The sequence below is a fragment of the Thermodesulfobacteriota bacterium genome (genome assembly GCA_035559815.1).
GTDB lineage: Bacteria > Desulfobacterota_D > UBA1144 > Nemesobacterales > CSP1-2 > DATMAT01.
Genome location: DATMAT010000065.1, coordinates 19402 through 36435, shown reverse-complemented (window position 1 = coordinate 36435; position 17034 = coordinate 19402). Strand labels below are relative to the sequence as shown.

The 17034-nt window shown below is 45.3% G+C and carries 15 protein-coding genes and 1 tRNA gene; 13 read left to right on the top strand and 3 right to left on the bottom strand.

From position 1 onward, the window contains the following. Positions 1 to 16: 16 nt before the first annotated feature. From gspF to VNN20_15900, 8 genes are all read left to right on the top strand, one after another. Positions 17 to 1225 (top strand): type II secretion system inner membrane protein GspF, encoded by a 1209-nt coding sequence (gspF, locus tag VNN20_15935; protein ID HWP93681.1) that lies wholly within the window; start codon positions 17 to 19, stop codon positions 1223 to 1225. 2 nt (positions 1226 to 1227) lie between these two features. Next, entirely contained in the window at positions 1228 to 1656 is a 429-nt protein-coding gene (gene gspG / locus VNN20_15930) for a type II secretion system major pseudopilin GspG (GenBank protein HWP93680.1), read from the top strand. Then, positions 1653 to 2165: a prepilin-type N-terminal cleavage/methylation domain-containing protein gene (locus VNN20_15925; protein HWP93679.1), complete on the top strand. Its 513-nt coding sequence runs from the start codon at positions 1653 to 1655 to the stop codon at positions 2163 to 2165. The genes gspG and VNN20_15925 overlap by 4 nt, the downstream gene beginning before the upstream one ends. Positions 2166 to 2187: 22 nt before the next feature. Continuing rightward, on the top strand, positions 2188 to 2586 hold the full coding sequence (locus tag VNN20_15920; protein ID HWP93678.1) for a prepilin-type N-terminal cleavage/methylation domain-containing protein: 399 nt from the start codon (positions 2188 to 2190) through the stop codon (positions 2584 to 2586). After that, positions 2552 to 3202 carry a prepilin-type N-terminal cleavage/methylation domain-containing protein gene (locus VNN20_15915; protein ID HWP93677.1) on the top strand — a complete coding sequence of 217 codons (651 nt, stop codon included), beginning with the start codon at positions 2552 to 2554 and terminating at the stop codon, positions 3200 to 3202. The genes VNN20_15920 and VNN20_15915 overlap by 35 nt, the downstream gene beginning before the upstream one ends. A gap of 41 nt (positions 3203 to 3243) precedes the next feature. Beyond that, positions 3244 to 4338, top strand: a complete 1095-nt coding sequence (locus VNN20_15910; GenBank protein ID HWP93676.1) for a general secretion pathway protein GspK — start codon at positions 3244 to 3246, stop codon at positions 4336 to 4338. Next, entirely contained in the window at positions 4323 to 5474 is a 1152-nt protein-coding gene (locus VNN20_15905; GenBank protein ID HWP93675.1) for an AAA family ATPase, read from the top strand. The genes VNN20_15910 and VNN20_15905 overlap by 16 nt, the downstream gene beginning before the upstream one ends. Positions 5475 to 5634: 160 nt before the next feature. Beyond that, a tRNA-Leu gene (locus VNN20_15900) sits at positions 5635 to 5722 on the top strand. A 70-nt stretch (positions 5723 to 5792) separates the two neighbouring features. Here VNN20_15900 and VNN20_15895 read toward each other — a convergent pair. Further along, a complete protein-coding gene (locus tag VNN20_15895; protein HWP93674.1) occupies positions 5793 to 6254 on the bottom strand; it encodes a hypothetical protein in 462 nt (153 codons plus the stop codon). A 623-nt stretch (positions 6255 to 6877) separates the two neighbouring features. Here VNN20_15895 and VNN20_15890 point away from each other — a divergent pair. Together VNN20_15890 and VNN20_15885 are read left to right on the top strand one after the other, a co-directional pair. Beyond that, positions 6878 to 7540: an SPOR domain-containing protein gene (locus tag VNN20_15890; protein ID HWP93673.1), complete on the top strand. Its 663-nt coding sequence runs from the start codon at positions 6878 to 6880 to the stop codon at positions 7538 to 7540. A 454-nt stretch (positions 7541 to 7994) separates the two neighbouring features. Further along, positions 7995 to 9188, top strand: coding sequence for a sigma-70 family RNA polymerase sigma factor (locus VNN20_15885; GenBank protein ID HWP93672.1), 1194 nt, complete (start codon positions 7995 to 7997; stop codon positions 9186 to 9188). A 183-nt stretch (positions 9189 to 9371) separates the two neighbouring features. Here the strand turns inward: VNN20_15885 and VNN20_15880 are convergent, their stop codons facing one another. Continuing rightward, positions 9372 to 10382 (bottom strand): hypothetical protein, encoded by a 1011-nt coding sequence (locus tag VNN20_15880; GenBank protein HWP93671.1) that lies wholly within the window; start codon positions 10380 to 10382, stop codon positions 9372 to 9374. 148 nt (positions 10383 to 10530) lie between these two features. Between VNN20_15880 and VNN20_15875 the strand changes: the two genes are divergently transcribed. Further along, positions 10531 to 12339 (top strand): M20/M25/M40 family metallo-hydrolase, encoded by a 1809-nt coding sequence (locus VNN20_15875; GenBank protein ID HWP93670.1) that lies wholly within the window; start codon positions 10531 to 10533, stop codon positions 12337 to 12339. Between the two features lie 25 nt (positions 12340 to 12364). On the opposite strand, the gene VNN20_15870 is transcribed toward VNN20_15875, so the two are convergent. Next, complete coding sequence (locus VNN20_15870) at positions 12365 to 13132, bottom strand: hypothetical protein (protein ID HWP93669.1); 768 nt, start codon at positions 13130 to 13132, stop codon at positions 12365 to 12367. A gap of 145 nt (positions 13133 to 13277) precedes the next feature. Here VNN20_15870 and VNN20_15865 point away from each other — a divergent pair, with 145 nt between their 5' ends. Then, complete coding sequence (locus tag VNN20_15865) at positions 13278 to 13982, top strand: gamma-glutamyl-gamma-aminobutyrate hydrolase family protein (protein ID HWP93668.1); 705 nt, start codon at positions 13278 to 13280, stop codon at positions 13980 to 13982. Positions 13983 to 14182: 200 nt separating this feature from the next. Beyond that, positions 14183 to 17023 (top strand): excinuclease ABC subunit UvrA, encoded by a 2841-nt coding sequence (gene uvrA, locus VNN20_15860; GenBank protein ID HWP93667.1) that lies wholly within the window; start codon positions 14183 to 14185, stop codon positions 17021 to 17023. Positions 17024 to 17034 lie beyond the last annotated feature (11 nt).

Below are 17034 nucleotides of genomic sequence, written 5' to 3'. Positions count from 1 at the left end.
ACAAAATAGTGGTAAGATGCCCGTTTATAAGTACAAAGCAATCAACGAAAAAGGTAAGACAGTAGAAGGGGTGTTAGACGCCGAATCGGCAAAATCGGCAACCGAGAAGCTCAAGCGCCAGGGTGTTTTTCTATCCTCGCTCAGCGAAGTCAAGAAAGAAAAGGCCAGAAGCTTTTCTTTATTCAAGGGAATAAGCACCTCGGAGCTGGCGCTTACCACAAGACAATTCTCCACCCTGATATCTGCTGGGCTTCCCCTCGAAGCGTCGTTGGTTGCACTTTCTGAACAGACCGAGGACGCAAAACTCAGCCAAGTGCTGACTGAGGTAAAGGATAAGATTAGCGAGGGCAGTTCCTTGAATAATGCGCTGAGAGAGCACCCTAATGTTTTTTCCGACCTCTACGTAAACATAGTGAGAGCCGGCGAGGCGAGCGGGACGCTCGACATAGTCCTTCTGAGGTTGGCCGATTTTCTGGAAAAACAGACTGCGCTCCGGTCCCGGGTGAGGAGTGCATTGGTATACCCCATATTCATGTTTTTCATAGGAAGCGGGGTTCTTTTTTTCATGATGTCCTACGTTATTCCCAAAATTGCTCGGATATTTGAAGAAAGCAGAAAGGCCCTTCCTTATATTACCCAGCTACTTATCGGGTTCAGCAGCTTTTTCAGCCAGAATCTATTTGTTATTTTAATCCTGTTAATAGGCCTGTCCTTTATCGCATACAAATTCAGCAAGAGGGAAAGGGGAAAGATGCTCCTCGATCGTTTAACATTGAGAATCCCCATATTTGGTAGAATCGCTAAAATGGTTATAATATCCAGGTTTACACGCACTCTGGGGACACTACTGGCGAGTGGAATCCCGTTACTCAACGCCATCGAGATAGCAGAGGCGATCGCCGGAAATACCGTTTATAGCAACGCCCTCAGAAGTGTACGAGATAATATAAAGGAAGGAACAAGTATCGCTGGCCCCCTCCGGGATAGCGGGGTATTCCCTCCGCTGGTGACCCGGATGATTGCCGTCGGAGAACAGACCGGAGAACTCGAAGAAATGCTCGTAAAGATTGCCGATACTTATGATTTGCAGATAGAAACTTCCGTTTCTGCTCTCACTTCCCTTCTCGAGCCCATCATGATAGTAATAATGGGGGTGGTAGTTGGTTTTATAGTTTTTGCCATTCTTTTACCCATATTTGATTTAACATCTACGATCGGAGGTTAATTATGAGAGCACAAGGCGGTTTTACCCTAATAGAGATAATGGTAGTTTTGGTGATCATTGCGGCGCTTGCTTATGTTGTCGGTACAAATGTAATCGGGAGGCTCGATAAAGCAAGGCTGGAGACAACAAAGATTCAGATAAAGCAACTGGAGACCGCTTTAAAGCAATTCAAACTGGACAATGCTTTTTATCCGGAGACCCAGCAGAGCCTACAAGCCCTGGTTACCCCTCCCACCGTGGGGAGAATTCCCAATCGTTACGCCTCAGAAGGATACCTGGAGGGGAGCACGGTTCCCAAAGACCAATGGGGTAACGAATTTATATACATAGGACCAGACCAAACTCAGGATGGCTCTTATGAAATAATATCACCGGGGCCGGATGGCTTATACCCGAGTGATGACGACATCACCAGCCGTAATATCCAATGAGCGATAAACGAGGTTTCACACTCATAGAGTTAGCCGTAGTAATATTCCTACTCGGTGCCTTTTTTTTAGTAGCTATACCTAAGTTTAAAGACATAGCGGATGTTAATATCAAGAGCGCTTCCAGAAGGCTAAGCAGTTTAATAAGGCTCCTATACAATGAAGCCGCATTCAAGAAACGACTATATAAATTAGAGTTTGACGTCGGCAACGGTGAATACTGGGTGGAAGTTCAGGATGGAAACGAGTTCGTGATTCCCAACGACCCCATTTTTGGGAGAAAGAAACTTCCGGAAGGGGTATATTTTAAAGATATTACTACCCAGAGAAACGCCGGAAAAACCCTGGAGATGGGTGATCTTTTTATACTGTTCATGCCAACTGGTTTTGTGGAACCGGCGGTCATACACCTTGAAGCGGAAAGCGGTGCTAATTATACGATAGCTACCAAACCCTACACCGGGGGGACAATCGTAATCGACGAGTATGTCGACCTTCTTCACAGTAGATAGACCAAACCGGAGATTAAAGGGCTTGTTACCAGGACCAAATAAGGCACACCAAAAATCTCAGAAGCTTGGGTTTACGCTGCTAGAGGTTCTGGTTGCCGTAGTGATACTGGGGACAGCCCTAGCCGTACTCTTATCCGCGGTGAATAGAAATCTAATTTTAGCCTCTAAATCAAAAAACCTGACTATAGCCGGGATATTAGCCCAAAAAAAGATAACGGAGGTTGAGCTTGAAGGATTCCCGGAAATAAGAGAGCAGCAGGGAGAATTTGAGGAAGCACCCGGGTTCAATTGGTTTCTCTCGGTAAGACCATTCGAGATTTCCCAGTTGGGCACGGAGATAAGGGTGATTCGTTTACTCATCACTTGGGACGAAGGAGAAGAAGATTTTGAGGTCACGCTGGCGGTCGCCGACCTGGAATGAAGGATTTACACTACTGGAGGTATTGTTAGCCATCGTCATAGGAGCAATTGTGCTAACGGTTCTCTACGGCTCTTTTTTTCAGATTATAAAAGCAAAGGACAGTGCAGAGAACGCTATGGAACTCTATCATGAGGCCAGCGTTATTTTTTCCAGAATGACTAAAGACTTACATGGAGCATACCTTAGAGGCAAAGTATACTCGGAATCGGGTAAGACTACATACCCGTCTTTTATCGGCAGAAAAGAGGACGGCCGAAGCCACATACATTTTGTCTCCCTCTCCCGAGAGGCGGGGATCAATACAAAGAGCTCAGATCAAGCTGAGATCGGTTACCATCTACAGCCTATACCGGAAAGTGACCTATATCTTCTTATGAGGAGAGAAAATCCCCAAATCGGGTCCGAGTCCGGCGGGACCCAATACCCCATCTCGGAACGCGTAGTGGCTTTTAACCTGGCCTATGTGTCGGACAATGCAGAAGGCCTGATCGAGGTATGGGACTCAAAGCAGACCGGTTCTCTTCCCAAGGCGCTGGAGGTGAGTTTGATTTTGAGAAGTGCAACGGGAGAAGATTTCATCTTCAGCTCTTTGATACCCATTCCTACTGCTAATTAGAAAGGACATCTAACGACCAAGCCGAAGTTAAGAAGACTGTTATGAATACAGACCAAGGAAAATCAGAGGCAGGAGTTGTGCTGGTTGTGGTACTAATAGCCATTGCTATACTCACAACTTTGGTGGTCGACCTTATATACTTTACTCAGGTTGACAATGAAATTTCCGCAAATACCAGGGACGAGATAATCGCACGCTACATAGCAAAATCGGGGGTTCAGGTGGTTGCCGGAACCATAAACAACCGGCCGCTCGAAGAAATAAAAGAAATCACCGGATTATTCGGGGACCAAACCGGCTACTCCGAAGGGTATTGGGCTGTCAATGTTCCTTCCTTTCCGGTAGGAAACGGAACGGTGTCTATTACGGTGATCGACGAACGCTCCAAAATAAACCTCAACGCACTGGTGAGTCAAACTACCAACCAGGTTGACCAGCAGGTGCTTACGGAGCTTAATGAACTTTTTCGACTCCTCGGAGTGGACAGCCGCAAGTCGGGTCGCTTTATAGCCAGCTTGATTAATTGGCTCGATCGTCCAATAGAGGGCTCAGAGAACCAAAACGACCAGGACCAGACCGGCGCCGACGCCGGATTCTACGAAAGCCTGGAAAACCCGTACGTCATAAAGAATGGCCCACTGGATAGTCTCGAGGAAGTGCGCCTGATTGATGGCATGGATGACGAGTTCTTCAACATGATAAAAGACTATGTTACCGTGTATCCTAAAGATAAGAGGGTAAACTTCAGCACCGCGCCAAAAGTCGTGATGATGGCAGCAATAAAAGGCGCAGGGGTATCGGCTGTTCGAAGGCAGGGAAGCGGCTCATCGAACGAAGTCTCGGATGACATAGCAGAAAGGATCGCAGAAGCAGTTATAGAAGAGAGGGTCGACGAGCCCATAATTAAACAAAGGAGTGTCCGGGAAATAGCCTCGGGCATCGACCCGGAATCTAGAATCAGCGCCGGCCTGACCGGCGTGGTTTTGAACTCCGGGGAGAGTGATGTATTCTCCGTGACATCCATAGGGATGCTCGGAGAGATTAATCCGACCATAAGTGTAATTAAAGCAGTCATAAGAAAAAGCCAGGACGAGGCATCATCCGGCACTAAAATCATCTCATGGAAAGAACGATAGAAAAAATAAAGAAAATCAAGGAAGAGTTGAAGGCCCAGTTCTTCGAGAGAGAAGAGGTCATAGACGGAATTTTTTGCGCGCTTGTTTCCGGGAATCACATACTTCTTATAGGCCCGCCCGGTACGGCTAAATCCCTGCTCGCTCATGAAACTTGCAATCGCATAGCAGGAGCGAGGTATTTTCAGTGGCTTCTTACCAAGTTTTCCACCCCGGAAGAGATTTTCGGGGCGGTCAGCCTCAAAGGCCTGGAGAACGATGAATATAGGAGGGTTACAACCGGCAAACTGCCCGAGGCCCACATCGCTTTTTTGGATGAGGTCTTTAAGGCCAGTTCCTCGATATTAAACAGCCTCCTCACAATCATGAACGAGAGAATATTTCACAACGGAAAGGATGCTATCCAGATCCCCCTAATTACATTATTTGGTGCAAGCAACGAGCTCCCCTCGGAAGAAGATGAACTGGAAGCACTATATGACCGGTTTTTACTGAGATACGTCCTGGATTACATAAAAGAGGATTTCCGATTCTTGAAGATGATTCAGGAAGACGCGGCGATGAGCCAAAAGACTACAATCGAATTAGAAGAGATCAAACAAGGCCAATCCCAGGCCAGAAACGTGCGCATTCCGTCGCATATAGTAAAAATAATCTCTCAAATTAGAGGGGAGCTGAAAAAAAAGGGGATAGTGTTGTCGGATAGACGATATAAGCAATCGGTTTTACTCCTCAAGACTAAGGCTTATCTCGACGGAAGAACCGACGTCGAGGAAAGTGACCTAAATATCCTTGAAAACATACTTTGGCGAGACCCAGGAGAAAGGGTAGAGGTACAGGCGGTGATTCACCAATCACTCCATGGCTACAGAGACCGGCTTAGAGAATTGCTTATCCAGGCAAAGGAGCTAGAATCTTATTCCAAACGCCAGTGGGAGGACGAGGATATGTTCATCAAGGCAAACATAGAAGCACAAACCAAGTTAAGACAAATTCTCTCCAAGGTTGATGCGGTATTTGAGGAATGCAAGGAAAGAGGAAAACCCACGGAAGAAATCATTCGCGTTAAATCTCAAATCGAGGATATCCAGAAGGAGATACTAAACCGGCTCATTTCCGAGAGAGGGGAACTAAGCTAGCCTCGCTGTCAGTTACTAAAGTACGCGGAGGATTCTTAATCCTATACCGCTTAAAACAGAGGAAATGTCCAAGAATAGATAATAGGTTAACATCTAGATATGGAGAAATTACCTCTTATGATGTACTTACCGTCGAACTTTAGTTATATTTTTTACCCAGGCCGAAGTGGCGGAATTTGGTAGACGCGCTGGATTCAGGATCCAGTGGGTGCAAGCCCGTGGGGGTTCAAATCCCCCCTTCGGCACCAAGAAGTGCTTCAAACCTCCGTTCTCATAATGTCCAGTACAATTAGCTTGATTTCTGAGAGGGACAGAATGTTAGCTAGCGGCGAGGGATAAATCCGGCTTGTCTGCGCGGATGGATAAAATTTTATCAACAGCCGATTTTATCTTTTGCAAATCTTCCCCCAGAAAATTAGGTAGATCAGAACCGTCATACTCCTTTCTCACTATCAAAATGACCTCGGTAAGCTCACCGGAAGAGCAAACAGGATAGGCAATCATCTTTCTGATCGAATTTTTGGTACTGTTCATGGTTAGACAGTTTAAATAGATAACATCCGTCTCGCCCTGGAAGTTATTGAGTATAATCGGGCTCCTGTGTATCACCGCTTTACCAGCCACGCTTTGGCTCATAACTGGAACAGTAAAACCCTTGAGCTCATCCGGGTAGGAAAATTCGAGTAAGTTATCATACTTCCTCGGTTTAAGTATAAAAACGCAACCCTCTCCAAGGTTTAATGATTTTGAAATCAGCTTGTCCAGTCCGTTATATCCCATTCTCAACACCTAAACAAATTAGATACCTATCTTTGGAAAGAAGACAATCAGACTTTAGAATGAAATTTTTCTGGAAAAGGGTTAATCATCTCCGATATGCATATTACTTATGTCTTAACTTCAGCCAGTCCCTATTTATTATGAAATAGTTATCCACTAGCTTTTGCCGTCGATAAATTAGTCCTGACATCAGACAAAATAGCCACTATCTGGTTTAGTTTTAAGATAATTTCATCGAAGGATTAAAACTGCCAGAAGAGTATGTGGAAAAGGCCCTGTTTAACCCCGGTTCTGAATACTCAAAGCCTTCAAGCCCCACATACCGGCCCGGGCATGAGAAAGTATTAATTCCACCAGATTAAACAACGTTGACCTTAAATTTGGATATGTTAACGTAAGAAAGAGAAAATAAGCAAGAATGTAAGGAAAGATCTGGGAAGTCTACAAAGGATTCAAATTGCCGAGTTTAGCCAGCAAAGCTACATGCATTGACATTTTTGAGAAAGAAGACAATGGTTGCTCAAGTGATGCCCAGCCAAATAAATAGACACAGGACCAGGTAGTCCGAGTAAATAGTGTTAGAATCCCTGCTTTGATACCAACATAATGGATGGTGATCTTGGGTGAAAGAGCTAAGACCTAAACTAATATTAGCAGACTCAAGAAGGGGTGATAATAGGAGTAATCTCAAGCTTTTCATGGTTTTCGTCCTAGGGTTTGCCCTTGGCATATATAGTGGGATGAAGTTAAAAGACGCTGACACGGACAAAATCAGACCGGCCGGTAAGGAAGAGGCACGGTATTTAGACGGATCCGCAGAAATTCAGAGTGATAAGGTTTATTCCGAGGAGAATTCCGAAGGAGAGTATGGCTCACCCAGCGAAAGACAAAAAACTGACCCCGGCCAGCATGACTTAACAATCAGTGCGGCATCGACAACCACCACCCCCATAGAAAGCAAGCCGAATAACCCGGAGACAGAGCACTTGGCCGAATCCGAGCCACAACAGGATAGAAATTTAGATAAGAATAAGCTAGAGGCAGGCAAAGGAGAATACACCCTCCAAATCGCCGCTTTCAAGACCATGGAAAGAGCGGAGATGGGTGCTAATGAGCTGAAAAGAAAGGGGTACGATGTCTACACAATCTCCACCATAAATTCAAAAGGAGAAAGCTGGAATCTCTTAAGAATGGGGAAATTTAAGACCGAAGAGGAGGCAAAGAATTTTGCCGCTACCCTTCAACAAAAAGAAGGTATAGAAGTCATTGTAAAGGAGATTGAGTAGAGTTTAATGAGCTTTATGCAGTGTTAAGTACCCTTCAGAATTATACAATCGATTTTCAACATGCTGTTAGCTAATGCGTAATAAGTCCATTATTCATGCTGATTTTACACCAAAACAGGGGGAAAGTTATTTTGCATATGCGAAGAAAACCACTTGACAAACATTTTCGATTATCATATATTAGATTATGCTTGGAGTATATATATAAGGAAGAGGTATATATATCCCCCTGAGCAAGAAAGATTTTAAAAGATAGTGCGTTAATATCGATGCATTATATTGCCGATTTAAAAATAGAAAATAACTTAGCGAGGTTAAAGAGATTCATTTTCGACGCCACCGTCGAGAATAATGAGCCTTTTTTCATATTTCATGATTATTATATCAACTCGTATAAGATTTGAACTTTATTCAACACCTTCTTTCAAATCCAATCTAAAAAAAGGGAAAAAGCATGGAGACAAAATACATAGAGTATGAAAATTCAAATTCAACGGTAAATGAACTCGAGGACTTTATACAAGGAGATGAAAGTGAGTTCAGCCATCTCGGCATTCAAGATAATTTGATGCTGGATTTGGAGGAACCCGATTTCGAGTTTGAATTAGCAAATTCGGAGCCAGCGGAAGAAAATAATCAGGAAGATGAATGGACTCCAGATGAACATTTCCGGTTGCTTTATGTCTATTTTAAAAACATGGCCGTCGAGCCCCTACTCACACCAAAAGAGGAAATAGAGGTTTCAGCAAAGATAAAGATATGCGAAGCTAAAATGAAAGAGATAACCGCTCTTTTGAATAAAGCCATGCATGAGAATGGGACCAAAAATCATAAAAACGGCCATCATCGAAACGGTTCGGCAAAAGAGTTGTCCAAGAGGATAGAAAAGTTAAATGCCGAGAAAAGGGCTTGCTCCGAAAGAGCGAAAGAGCTGAAGGAAAGGTTTGTCAAGGCAAACCTGAGGCTGGTAGTAAGCATAGCCAAGAGATACATGGGGAGGGGACTGCCGCTTTCCGACCTTATCCAAGAAGGGAACGTGGGACTGATGAGGGCAGTGGAAAGGTTCGATCATACAAAGGGCTACAAGTTCTCGACGTACGCCTCCTGGTGGATACATCAAGCCATATCCCGGTCCTTGTTGGACCAGACCAGGACGATCAGGGTCCCAGTTTATGTATTAGAGCAAGCAAGCAAGGTGTACAGAATTAGTGCAGCCTTACACAAAGAAATGGGGAGAAAACCCTTACCCGAGGAGGTTGCCGAAAAAGCGGGCATATCGGTCGAAGGCGTGAAAAGGATATTGGAATCGACCAATGATGCCGCTCGGCTCGATTCACCAATATTGGACGGCGAGAAGACTACCCTTCTGGACTTTGTAGCCGATGATGATTCTCCGGCGCCAGATTCGATAATGGCAAAGGGGGCGCTTACCATAAGAATCAGAGAGGCATTATCGCTTCTCACTCCAAGGGAAGAGGAAATTGTCAGGTTAAGATTTGGAATAGACCAAGAGGCCACGTACACGCTGGATGAAATTGGAAAGAAATTTGACCTAACTCGGGAGCGAATAAGACAGATTGAGAAAAGGGCTCTAGAAAAGATGGCAACGTCCGACCTGGGAGAAATCCTCAAGAGTTTCCTGGGGTAAACAATCGCTAGAACCCGTTAGAAAAATACCCTAATTAGCCGGGCAAGTAATAAAAGAATTAGTGCTAAGGAAACAGAATCGCCTTCGCATAACTTCCATTAAAGACCCCTCCATCGCCAGGATAATCTGATAAATCTAACGACCAGCAGTCCGGTTGGATTATTATCTAATATGTGGATTATGTCACGCCGAAGTGGCGTATTTTATGTCCAGGGGCTTGCCCACTTCCGGTTTTCTGACCTTCCAAATAAGCCCATCATATATGAAATGCAGGAAAGAGCTTCCCACTATGTAGATGAGGAAAGCATTTTCATTGAGTTTCATTCCAAAGAGGCAGATAGCCACTATCCCTGCTGAGAAAAGACCGCTATAGAGCCACTGCTTCTTCGTCACCTTTGCAAAAAGCGCATTTGAATCCTGTCTTTTCTTGTACTTAGAGTTAACAAATATATTCACGAAAGCTATGTACTCAAGGGCATGGGAAAAGGCGAAAACAATATAACCAACTATGAGAGAATAAAAGAAAATAGCATAAAGAGCCAGGGTGGAAATAACATACAGAATCTTGGCTGTGTTTAGATGATGACGATTCTTGAACTCCTGGTAGGCAAAAAGAATAGTGAAGGAGACCGCAACCGCAAGAAACAAATAGGAAGCTGAAGTCAGGTAGTTTAAATAATCCCCTATATAGTTAAGAACGACCCTTCCAGCTTGATAACTCTCCAGAGTCCCTTTTTCTCTATCCCCCAGAGCAAAAAATAGATAGACGAACCAGGAAAATATCACACCTTTTTCGATCCAGGCTTCTCCATAACCGCCCTTTCTGGAATAGATTCTGGTAATGCCATACTTCTGATAAACCGAATGATACATCGTCCAAAGAACCGAAATTGTAAGAAGTATTTTAAAAGCATCAACATATACGAATATAAACGTCACAAGAACTGCAGCAATAGGGAGCAAGATATATATATTCTTTCTCTTCTCGAACTCTTCCTTCTGTCCATACACCAGCGCAAAGGTATAGTGACGATGTATGTAATTAGCCATAAGCACGAAGAGTATTATCGCGCCCATGTGGTCCTTGAAAAAAGCCAGAGCGAGAAAAACAGGGATCCAGCCGAAACTGAAAAGGACTAGGTCAGATGCCGGGTCTTTAATCCAGTACTTAGCCGGTTGCGCTATTACACTCATCTTGCCTGAGATTCGTCCGGTTGCTAATACATCAAACCGACTAATTTATATCATAAGAGATGGGGAAGTGTCAACCTAAACCCTAGAATTTTATGTAAGATATCCTATTAAAGTCGCCGGTTTACTGTATGATATCATATTAAGCATAATGATAGGACGCTATCTCACCCATCTTTTACTACTTTTCTTTTTAATTCTTCCTTTTTCGGCCGAAAGCCATAAAAACGTAGAAAACCCCGGTATAACCGCTCAAGAAATCCTGTCCCATGTACGTTATCTGGCTTCAGATGAATTAAAGGGAAGAAAGGCCGGGACAGAGGGATGCGAAAAAGCCGCTGACTACATTGCCACCAACTTCAAGAGGATTGGACTAAAGCCCTTAGGAGAGAACGGGACTTATTTACAGGATTTTTCGTTTACATCGGGCATCAAACTAGGAAAGAGGAACTATTTCGCGATAGAATCAAGGAACAGGAGATCAGAACTGGAACCGGGCAGTGATTTTCTTCCCCTAGGATTCTCAGCAAGCGGCAATATACATGGAGAACTGGTCTTTGCCGGATATGGAATAAGCGCCCCCAAGCTCAACTACGATGACTATACGGAATTAGATGTAAGGGACAAAATCGTCATGGTACTACGTTATACCCCTGACCCTAAAAGTCCATTTTTTGAATTTGCCTCACTACGCTACAAGGCCATTAACGCAAGGGAGAAGGGTGCAAAGGGAATAATATTCGTTGCGCCTTTCTCTCAAGAAGAAGAGTACTTAGGGGGTTTGAGATATGATCTTTCTTTCACCGATTCAGGAATTCAAGCCGTAATGCTGAAAAAGGCCATCGCCGAGGAAATCTTCAGAGCCGTGGGAGAAAATGGAAAAGACCTGGAGTTGAAGCTATCGAAGAAAAAAACCCATTCCTTCTACATGCCCGGGGTAAAAGTCCATATTCAAACCGAACTCATAAAAGAAAACAGCGTTACTTCTAATGTAGTAGGCTTTTTGCCGGGATCAGACCCCTATTCAAAAAACGAAGTGATAATCGTGGGGGCCCACTACGACCACATAGGCTTGGGGGACAGGGCATCCAGGGGTATAGAGGATAGGACTAAAGGGAAGATTCACAACGGAGCGGATGACAACGCTTCGGGGGTCGCCGGACTCTTAGAACTCGCTGACTATTTCTCTCATAATAGAAGCTCACTCAAGAGAAGTATCCTTTTCATCGCCTTTTCGGCGGAAGAACTAGGCCTTCTTGGCTCATCTCACTATGTCAAAAATCCGGCAATTCCATTGGAAAGAACGGTGGCCATGATCAATATGGATATGATTGGCCGAATGGAGAAGGATACGCTCACTGTCCTAGGTGCAGGCTCATCCCCCCGATGGAAGCCCCTTCTTGATAAGGCCAATTCGAATTTCAATTTAGCCTTAAAGATATCCGATTCCGGTTTTGCCCCCAGCGACCAGACGGTATTTTATGCACGGGATATCCCGGTGCTCCAGTTTTTTACCGGAGTGCACCAGGATTACCACACGCCGGACGATGATTGGCAGAAAATCAATACCGAAGGAATAAAGAAAATCCTTGAACTCATTTCCGGTCTTATTTGGGAACTGGATGGAATGCCCACCAGGATCGCTTTTTCCGCAGTAAAAGAGGAACAAAAGACCCCCACCCGCTTCAGCGTTTATTTAGGTACCATACCGGATTACTCCGAAGAACCGGACGGCGTAAAACTCATGGGAGTGAAGAAGGGGAGTCCGGCGGAGAAAGCTGGTCTTAGAAGGAGCGATATAATAATCGGACTGGACCAAAAGACAATAAAGAACATATACGACTATGTTTATGCCCTAGGTCAAACAAAACCAGGAATCCCAACCGAGGTTGTAGTTCTAAGGGGCAATAGACGTATGACCCTGAGCATCGTTCCCGAGCCGAGACCTAATTTGAATTAACCCACCAGCCATCGCTTAGGGGTGACTATTGAACGGTGAACTTCTCTATCTCCCCGGATGCTTTTCTCCTTATGTCTTCCCATTTCTCATTCAAGACTATCAGCAACGAGTGAGCTTCCTCGACACGACCCTCACGCAAGAGAGAAAGCATCTGCCAGATGTCGTTCACGGATCGTTCGTTCTTCAAGGTATAGGGATGAATGTAAGAGCTTATCTCCCCGTAATTTAGGACCAAAAATCCGGATGGGTCGAACTGGCCGAGCCAGTTTTTAAGGTCAGCAATTCCGGCCCGGATCAGGCTAATCTCATGAGAGAAAGAGAATTTAGGCCCGGCTTGCTCGAACTTCTTCAAGACACCGCCAAGAATAGCGTCTGACTCCTTCAGCCTATCAAAACCGAGATTAATCCTTGTATCGTAGCTAATACCGGCGAACCCCCAAGGGGTGAAAAAATATTCCCTTTCTTCATCCATGAATAACAAGAACCAATGTATTGGTACATGATTTTCCGAGTTCAGTACGTAGGGTTTTGCAGACGAGCCGAAGGGACACACATAGTATTTGCCATTCTTGTCCTTCATAAAATAACAGTCCATAATCTCATCTTCCTCAATATCTAGGTAGTCGGAAAAAGCTCGCCTGAAATTCTCGTATTCCTGTCCAAACCAAACTCCATAGGGTGAAGTCGGCCCGCCCCAGTATTGTTCGTAAAAAGACACATAGCTATTCCAGTACTCGCTTTTATCGACAAAGGCATCGAGTGGCTCATAAACGATTAGCGAACTATGTGCCATAAGAAATTAATAAACTAAACGCAGGAGGAAATCAAACACATACATGATAAAAAATCCGAAGGTAGCCGATTAGACTGTCCTGTTAAAACATGCACCTCGTGGAATGTTTTTTTTCGCAAATTTAGGCTAGAATTAAGATGCTCCCATGAGAAACAGCAGCCCGTTAATAGGAATAACCACCGAAATAAAGGCGGATGAGTTAAAAGAAAACTGTTACCTCATAGAAACAACCTACGCCAGAGCTATTGCCGAAGCCGGTGGTATCCCTATCCTTCTTCCATCACTATGTGAAAAAAGCTCCGTCCTTAGGGATGCTGTAGCAAATATCGACGGGCTTCTTCTCCCGGGGGGGAGGGATATGGACCCCAAATACTACAACGAAGAGCCTCACCCGAAATTAAGACTCATGAGTAAAGAAAGAACAGAATCGGAGATGGTTATACTGGACGAGGCTTTAAAGCAAAACATTCCGGTTTTAGGCATATGCGGTGGAATGCAGCTAATAAACGTGTTCTTTGGAGGATCTCTTTATCAAGATATTCCTTCGATGATTTCTAGCGCAATCGTCCATGAAAAAGGGGCCCTACATGAAATCCTCGTCGAAGACGGCACCCTCCTTGGAGAAATCGTCAAAGAGAAAAACTTTTCTACAAAGAGTTATCACCACCAGTCGGTGAAAGCAGTGGGAAAGGGACTTAAAATCTCTGCCCGGTGCCCCGATGGAATCATCGAAGCTATAGAGAAGGAAGATCATTTCATTATCGGCATTCAGTGGCACCCGGAAAGGGAGGAAAGCGGGACCTCAAAGAGAATTTTCAGGGCTTTTATAGATAGATGCAGGGAGAAATAAGCCCTTCGTCCATTTTACTTTAATCTAACTTCTACCCAATTTTTTGCATGTGCCGGTGTAAGTAACGCCTATGCTTCGACGGAGTTTACACCGAGAGGCCGAAGTGCTCTGCACAGGTTTGCGCTCCCTACAAAATACCGTTACTAAATCAAGAGCTGTTAATTCATCAAGCTGGCAATACCAGGTAAAATAAAGCTACTTTGGAAACGATTAAGATTATCGGGGCGAGAGAGCATAATCTAAAGAATATAGACCTAAAGATCCCCAGGGATAGCTTCATCGTCGTAACCGGGGTAAGCGGCTCCGGCAAATCCTCCCTGGCATTCGATACCATCTTTGCCGAGGGACAGAGAAGATACATGGAGTCGCTCTCCGCGTACGCCCGGCAGTTTGTGGAAAAAATAGACAAACCGGACTTGGATTCGATCGAGGGTCTCTCCCCATCCATATCCGTAGACCAAAAGACCTTTCAAAGAAACCCACGCTCGACGGTGGGCACGATAACCGAGATTTATGACTTTCTCCGATTACTCTTTGCCCGACTGGGAAAACCGCACTGCTACCACTGCGGGACGGAAATATCCGCACAGAACCTGGATAAAATGGTAGAAAGGGTGCTCTCGCTAGGCACCGGCAAAAAGATAACCATCTTCTCCCCGATTGTTCAGGGTAGAAAAGGGGAATACAAAAAGGAGCTGGAAGAGCTTCGCCGGCAGGGATTCCTCAGGGTAAGAATCGATGGGAAACTCTTCGACCTTGAGGATGAAATCCACCTAGAAAAACAGAAAAAACACACCATCGAACTCCTGGTCGATATAATAATGCTGGGCCCGGCCAATTCCTCACTTCCTCGCAGCGAAAACCTAGCCAGCCGGGTCGAAGATTCCCTGAAGCTGGCCCTCAAGCGTGGAAAAGGGGTGGTCAGGGTGGAAAGCGGGGATGGAGAAGGTATTACCTTCAGCGAGAAGTTTGCCTGTCCTAACTGTGGTATAAGCTACCCGGAGGTCTCCCCACGGCTGTTTTCTTTCAACAGCCCTTACGGGGCCTGTCCTGAATGTCAGGGATTGGGAGTAAAATCCTTTTTTGATCCGGAACTGGTGATTGAAACCTGGGATAAGTCTATCCAGGAAGGCGCCATAATCCCCTGGAGAAACTCAAGCTACTTCAGCCGAATACTAGATTCGGTGGCCAGGCACTACAAATTTAGCCTGAAAACCCCTCTAAAGAAGCTTCCCGCTAAAATCAGAAACATTATCCTGTACGGCTCGGGCGAGGAAAAAATCAAATTCCACAGGGATAGAGGAAGATGGGTGGATGAATATTGGGATACATTTCCCGGGGTGATCGGGGTTATTTCAGAGTGGTACAGCGAAACGGAGTCAGAAGAGGTCAGAGAGGCCTTTTCTAAGTATATACGCACGGTTAGTTGTCCCTCCTGCCATGGGGCAAGGCTCAAAAAGGAGAGCCTATCCGTGCTGATCAATGAAAAATCTATACACGATATAACGAAAATGTCGGTGGATGAGTGCACCCGGTTTTTCGAGAACCTTGATTTTACCGGCCGAGCAGCAGAAATCGGCAATAGGATACTCAAAGAGATAAACTCTCGTCTCAGCTTCCTTAACAACGTGGGGCTTAGTTACCTAACCCTCGACCGAACCGCGCCCTCGCTCTCCGGCGGCGAGGCTCAACGAATTCGGCTGGCAACTCAGGTCGGTTCTAAGCTCACCGGAATCACCTACGTGCTCGATGAACCGACAATCGGTCTTCATCCACGGGACAACAAGAGACTCATCCACACCCTAAAATCTCTAAGAGATAGCGGAAACACCATCATCATAGTAGAGCACGATGAAGAGACCATAAGGAATGCCGATCATATCATCGACTTGGGGCCGGGAGCGGGCGAAAATGGAGGATGGGTCATTGCCCAGGGAGATATCCTGAATTTAATGAGAAACGAAAAGTCTCTAACCGGCAAGTATCTCTCCCGGGAACTCTCCATATCTATCCCCACAACCAGAAGAAAACCAGATGGATATATAACCATAAAAGGGGCATGCGAAAACAACCTGAAAAATGTAGACGTCTCGTTTCCACTCCGGGTATTCACCTGTGTCACCGGGGTCTCCGGCTCCGGAAAAAGCACGCTGGCTATCGACACTCTACACAATGCTCTTTGTGCAAAGCTATATGACGGCAAGGATAAAGTAGGTAAACACTCTGAAATCATCGGAGATGATGAAATCAACAAGGTAGTGAATGTCGACCAATCCCCCATAGGCCGTACGCCCAGGTCAAACCCTGCTACCTACACCGGGCTCTTCACCCCTATAAGAGACCTCTTCTCCATGCTGCCCGAGGCGAAGATGCGCGGGTTTAAACCGGGAAGGTTTAGCTTTAATGTCCAGGATGGTAGGTGCATTGAATGCAAGGGCGAGGGAACGGTAAAAATAGAGATGCATTTCCTTCCGGATGTATATGTGAAGTGTGAGCAGTGCCTGGGAAAAAGGTACAGCTCCGAGACATTAGAGGTTAAGTACAGGGGAAAAAGCATAGCCGATGTTCTGGATATGACCGTGAGCGAGGCGCTTGAATTCTTTGACAATGTCCCTTACATAAAATCCAAGCTAGCAGTTCTTCATGACGTTGGGCTCGATTATATCAGACTGGGACAGCCTGCTACCACCCTCTCCGGTGGCGAAGCTCAGAGGATAAAACTGGCCAAAGAGCTATCACGCCGGGCTACCGGCAGGACGCTCTACATCCTGGATGAGCCTACCATCGGCCTTCATTTTGACGATGTAAAAAAACTACTGGAGGTAATTCACAGACTCGTCGATGTGGGGAACACGGTAATAGTAATCGAGCATAATCTCGATGTCATAAAATGTGCGGATTACGTAATTGACCTGGGACCGGAGGGAGGAGAAGAAGGTGGCCGTATAGTAGCATACGGGACGCCGGAAGAGGTATCGCAGGTTGAAGGATCGTATACCGGTATATTCTTGAAAAGGGTTCTGGAAAGACCATCTTCTTAATTCAGGGAAAG

What these genes read in the sequence shown, in the direction of transcription:
- gspF (HWP93681.1), top strand. Translation starts at nt 17, where the DNA reads ATGCCCGTTTATAAGTACAAAGCAATCAACGAAAAAGGTAAGACAGTA.
- gspG (HWP93680.1), top strand. Translation starts at nt 1,228, where the DNA reads ATGAGAGCACAAGGCGGTTTTACCCTAATAGAGATAATGGTAGTTTTG.
- VNN20_15925 (HWP93679.1), top strand. Translation starts at nt 1,653, where the DNA reads ATGAGCGATAAACGAGGTTTCACACTCATAGAGTTAGCCGTAGTAATA.
- VNN20_15910 (HWP93676.1), top strand. Translation starts at nt 3,244, where the DNA reads ATGAATACAGACCAAGGAAAATCAGAGGCAGGAGTTGTGCTGGTTGTG.
- VNN20_15905 (HWP93675.1), top strand. Translation starts at nt 4,323, where the DNA reads ATGGAAAGAACGATAGAAAAAATAAAGAAAATCAAGGAAGAGTTGAAG.
- VNN20_15895 (HWP93674.1), bottom strand. Translation starts at nt 6,254, where the DNA reads ATGGGATATAACGGACTGGACAAGCTGATTTCAAAATCATTAAACCTT.
- VNN20_15885 (HWP93672.1), top strand. Translation starts at nt 7,995, where the DNA reads ATGGAGACAAAATACATAGAGTATGAAAATTCAAATTCAACGGTAAAT.
- VNN20_15880 (HWP93671.1), bottom strand. Translation starts at nt 10,382, where the DNA reads ATGAGTGTAATAGCGCAACCGGCTAAGTACTGGATTAAAGACCCGGCA.
- VNN20_15875 (HWP93670.1), top strand. Translation starts at nt 10,531, where the DNA reads ATGATAGGACGCTATCTCACCCATCTTTTACTACTTTTCTTTTTAATT.
- VNN20_15870 (HWP93669.1), bottom strand. Translation starts at nt 13,132, where the DNA reads ATGGCACATAGTTCGCTAATCGTTTATGAGCCACTCGATGCCTTTGTC.
- VNN20_15865 (HWP93668.1), top strand. Translation starts at nt 13,278, where the DNA reads ATGAGAAACAGCAGCCCGTTAATAGGAATAACCACCGAAATAAAGGCG.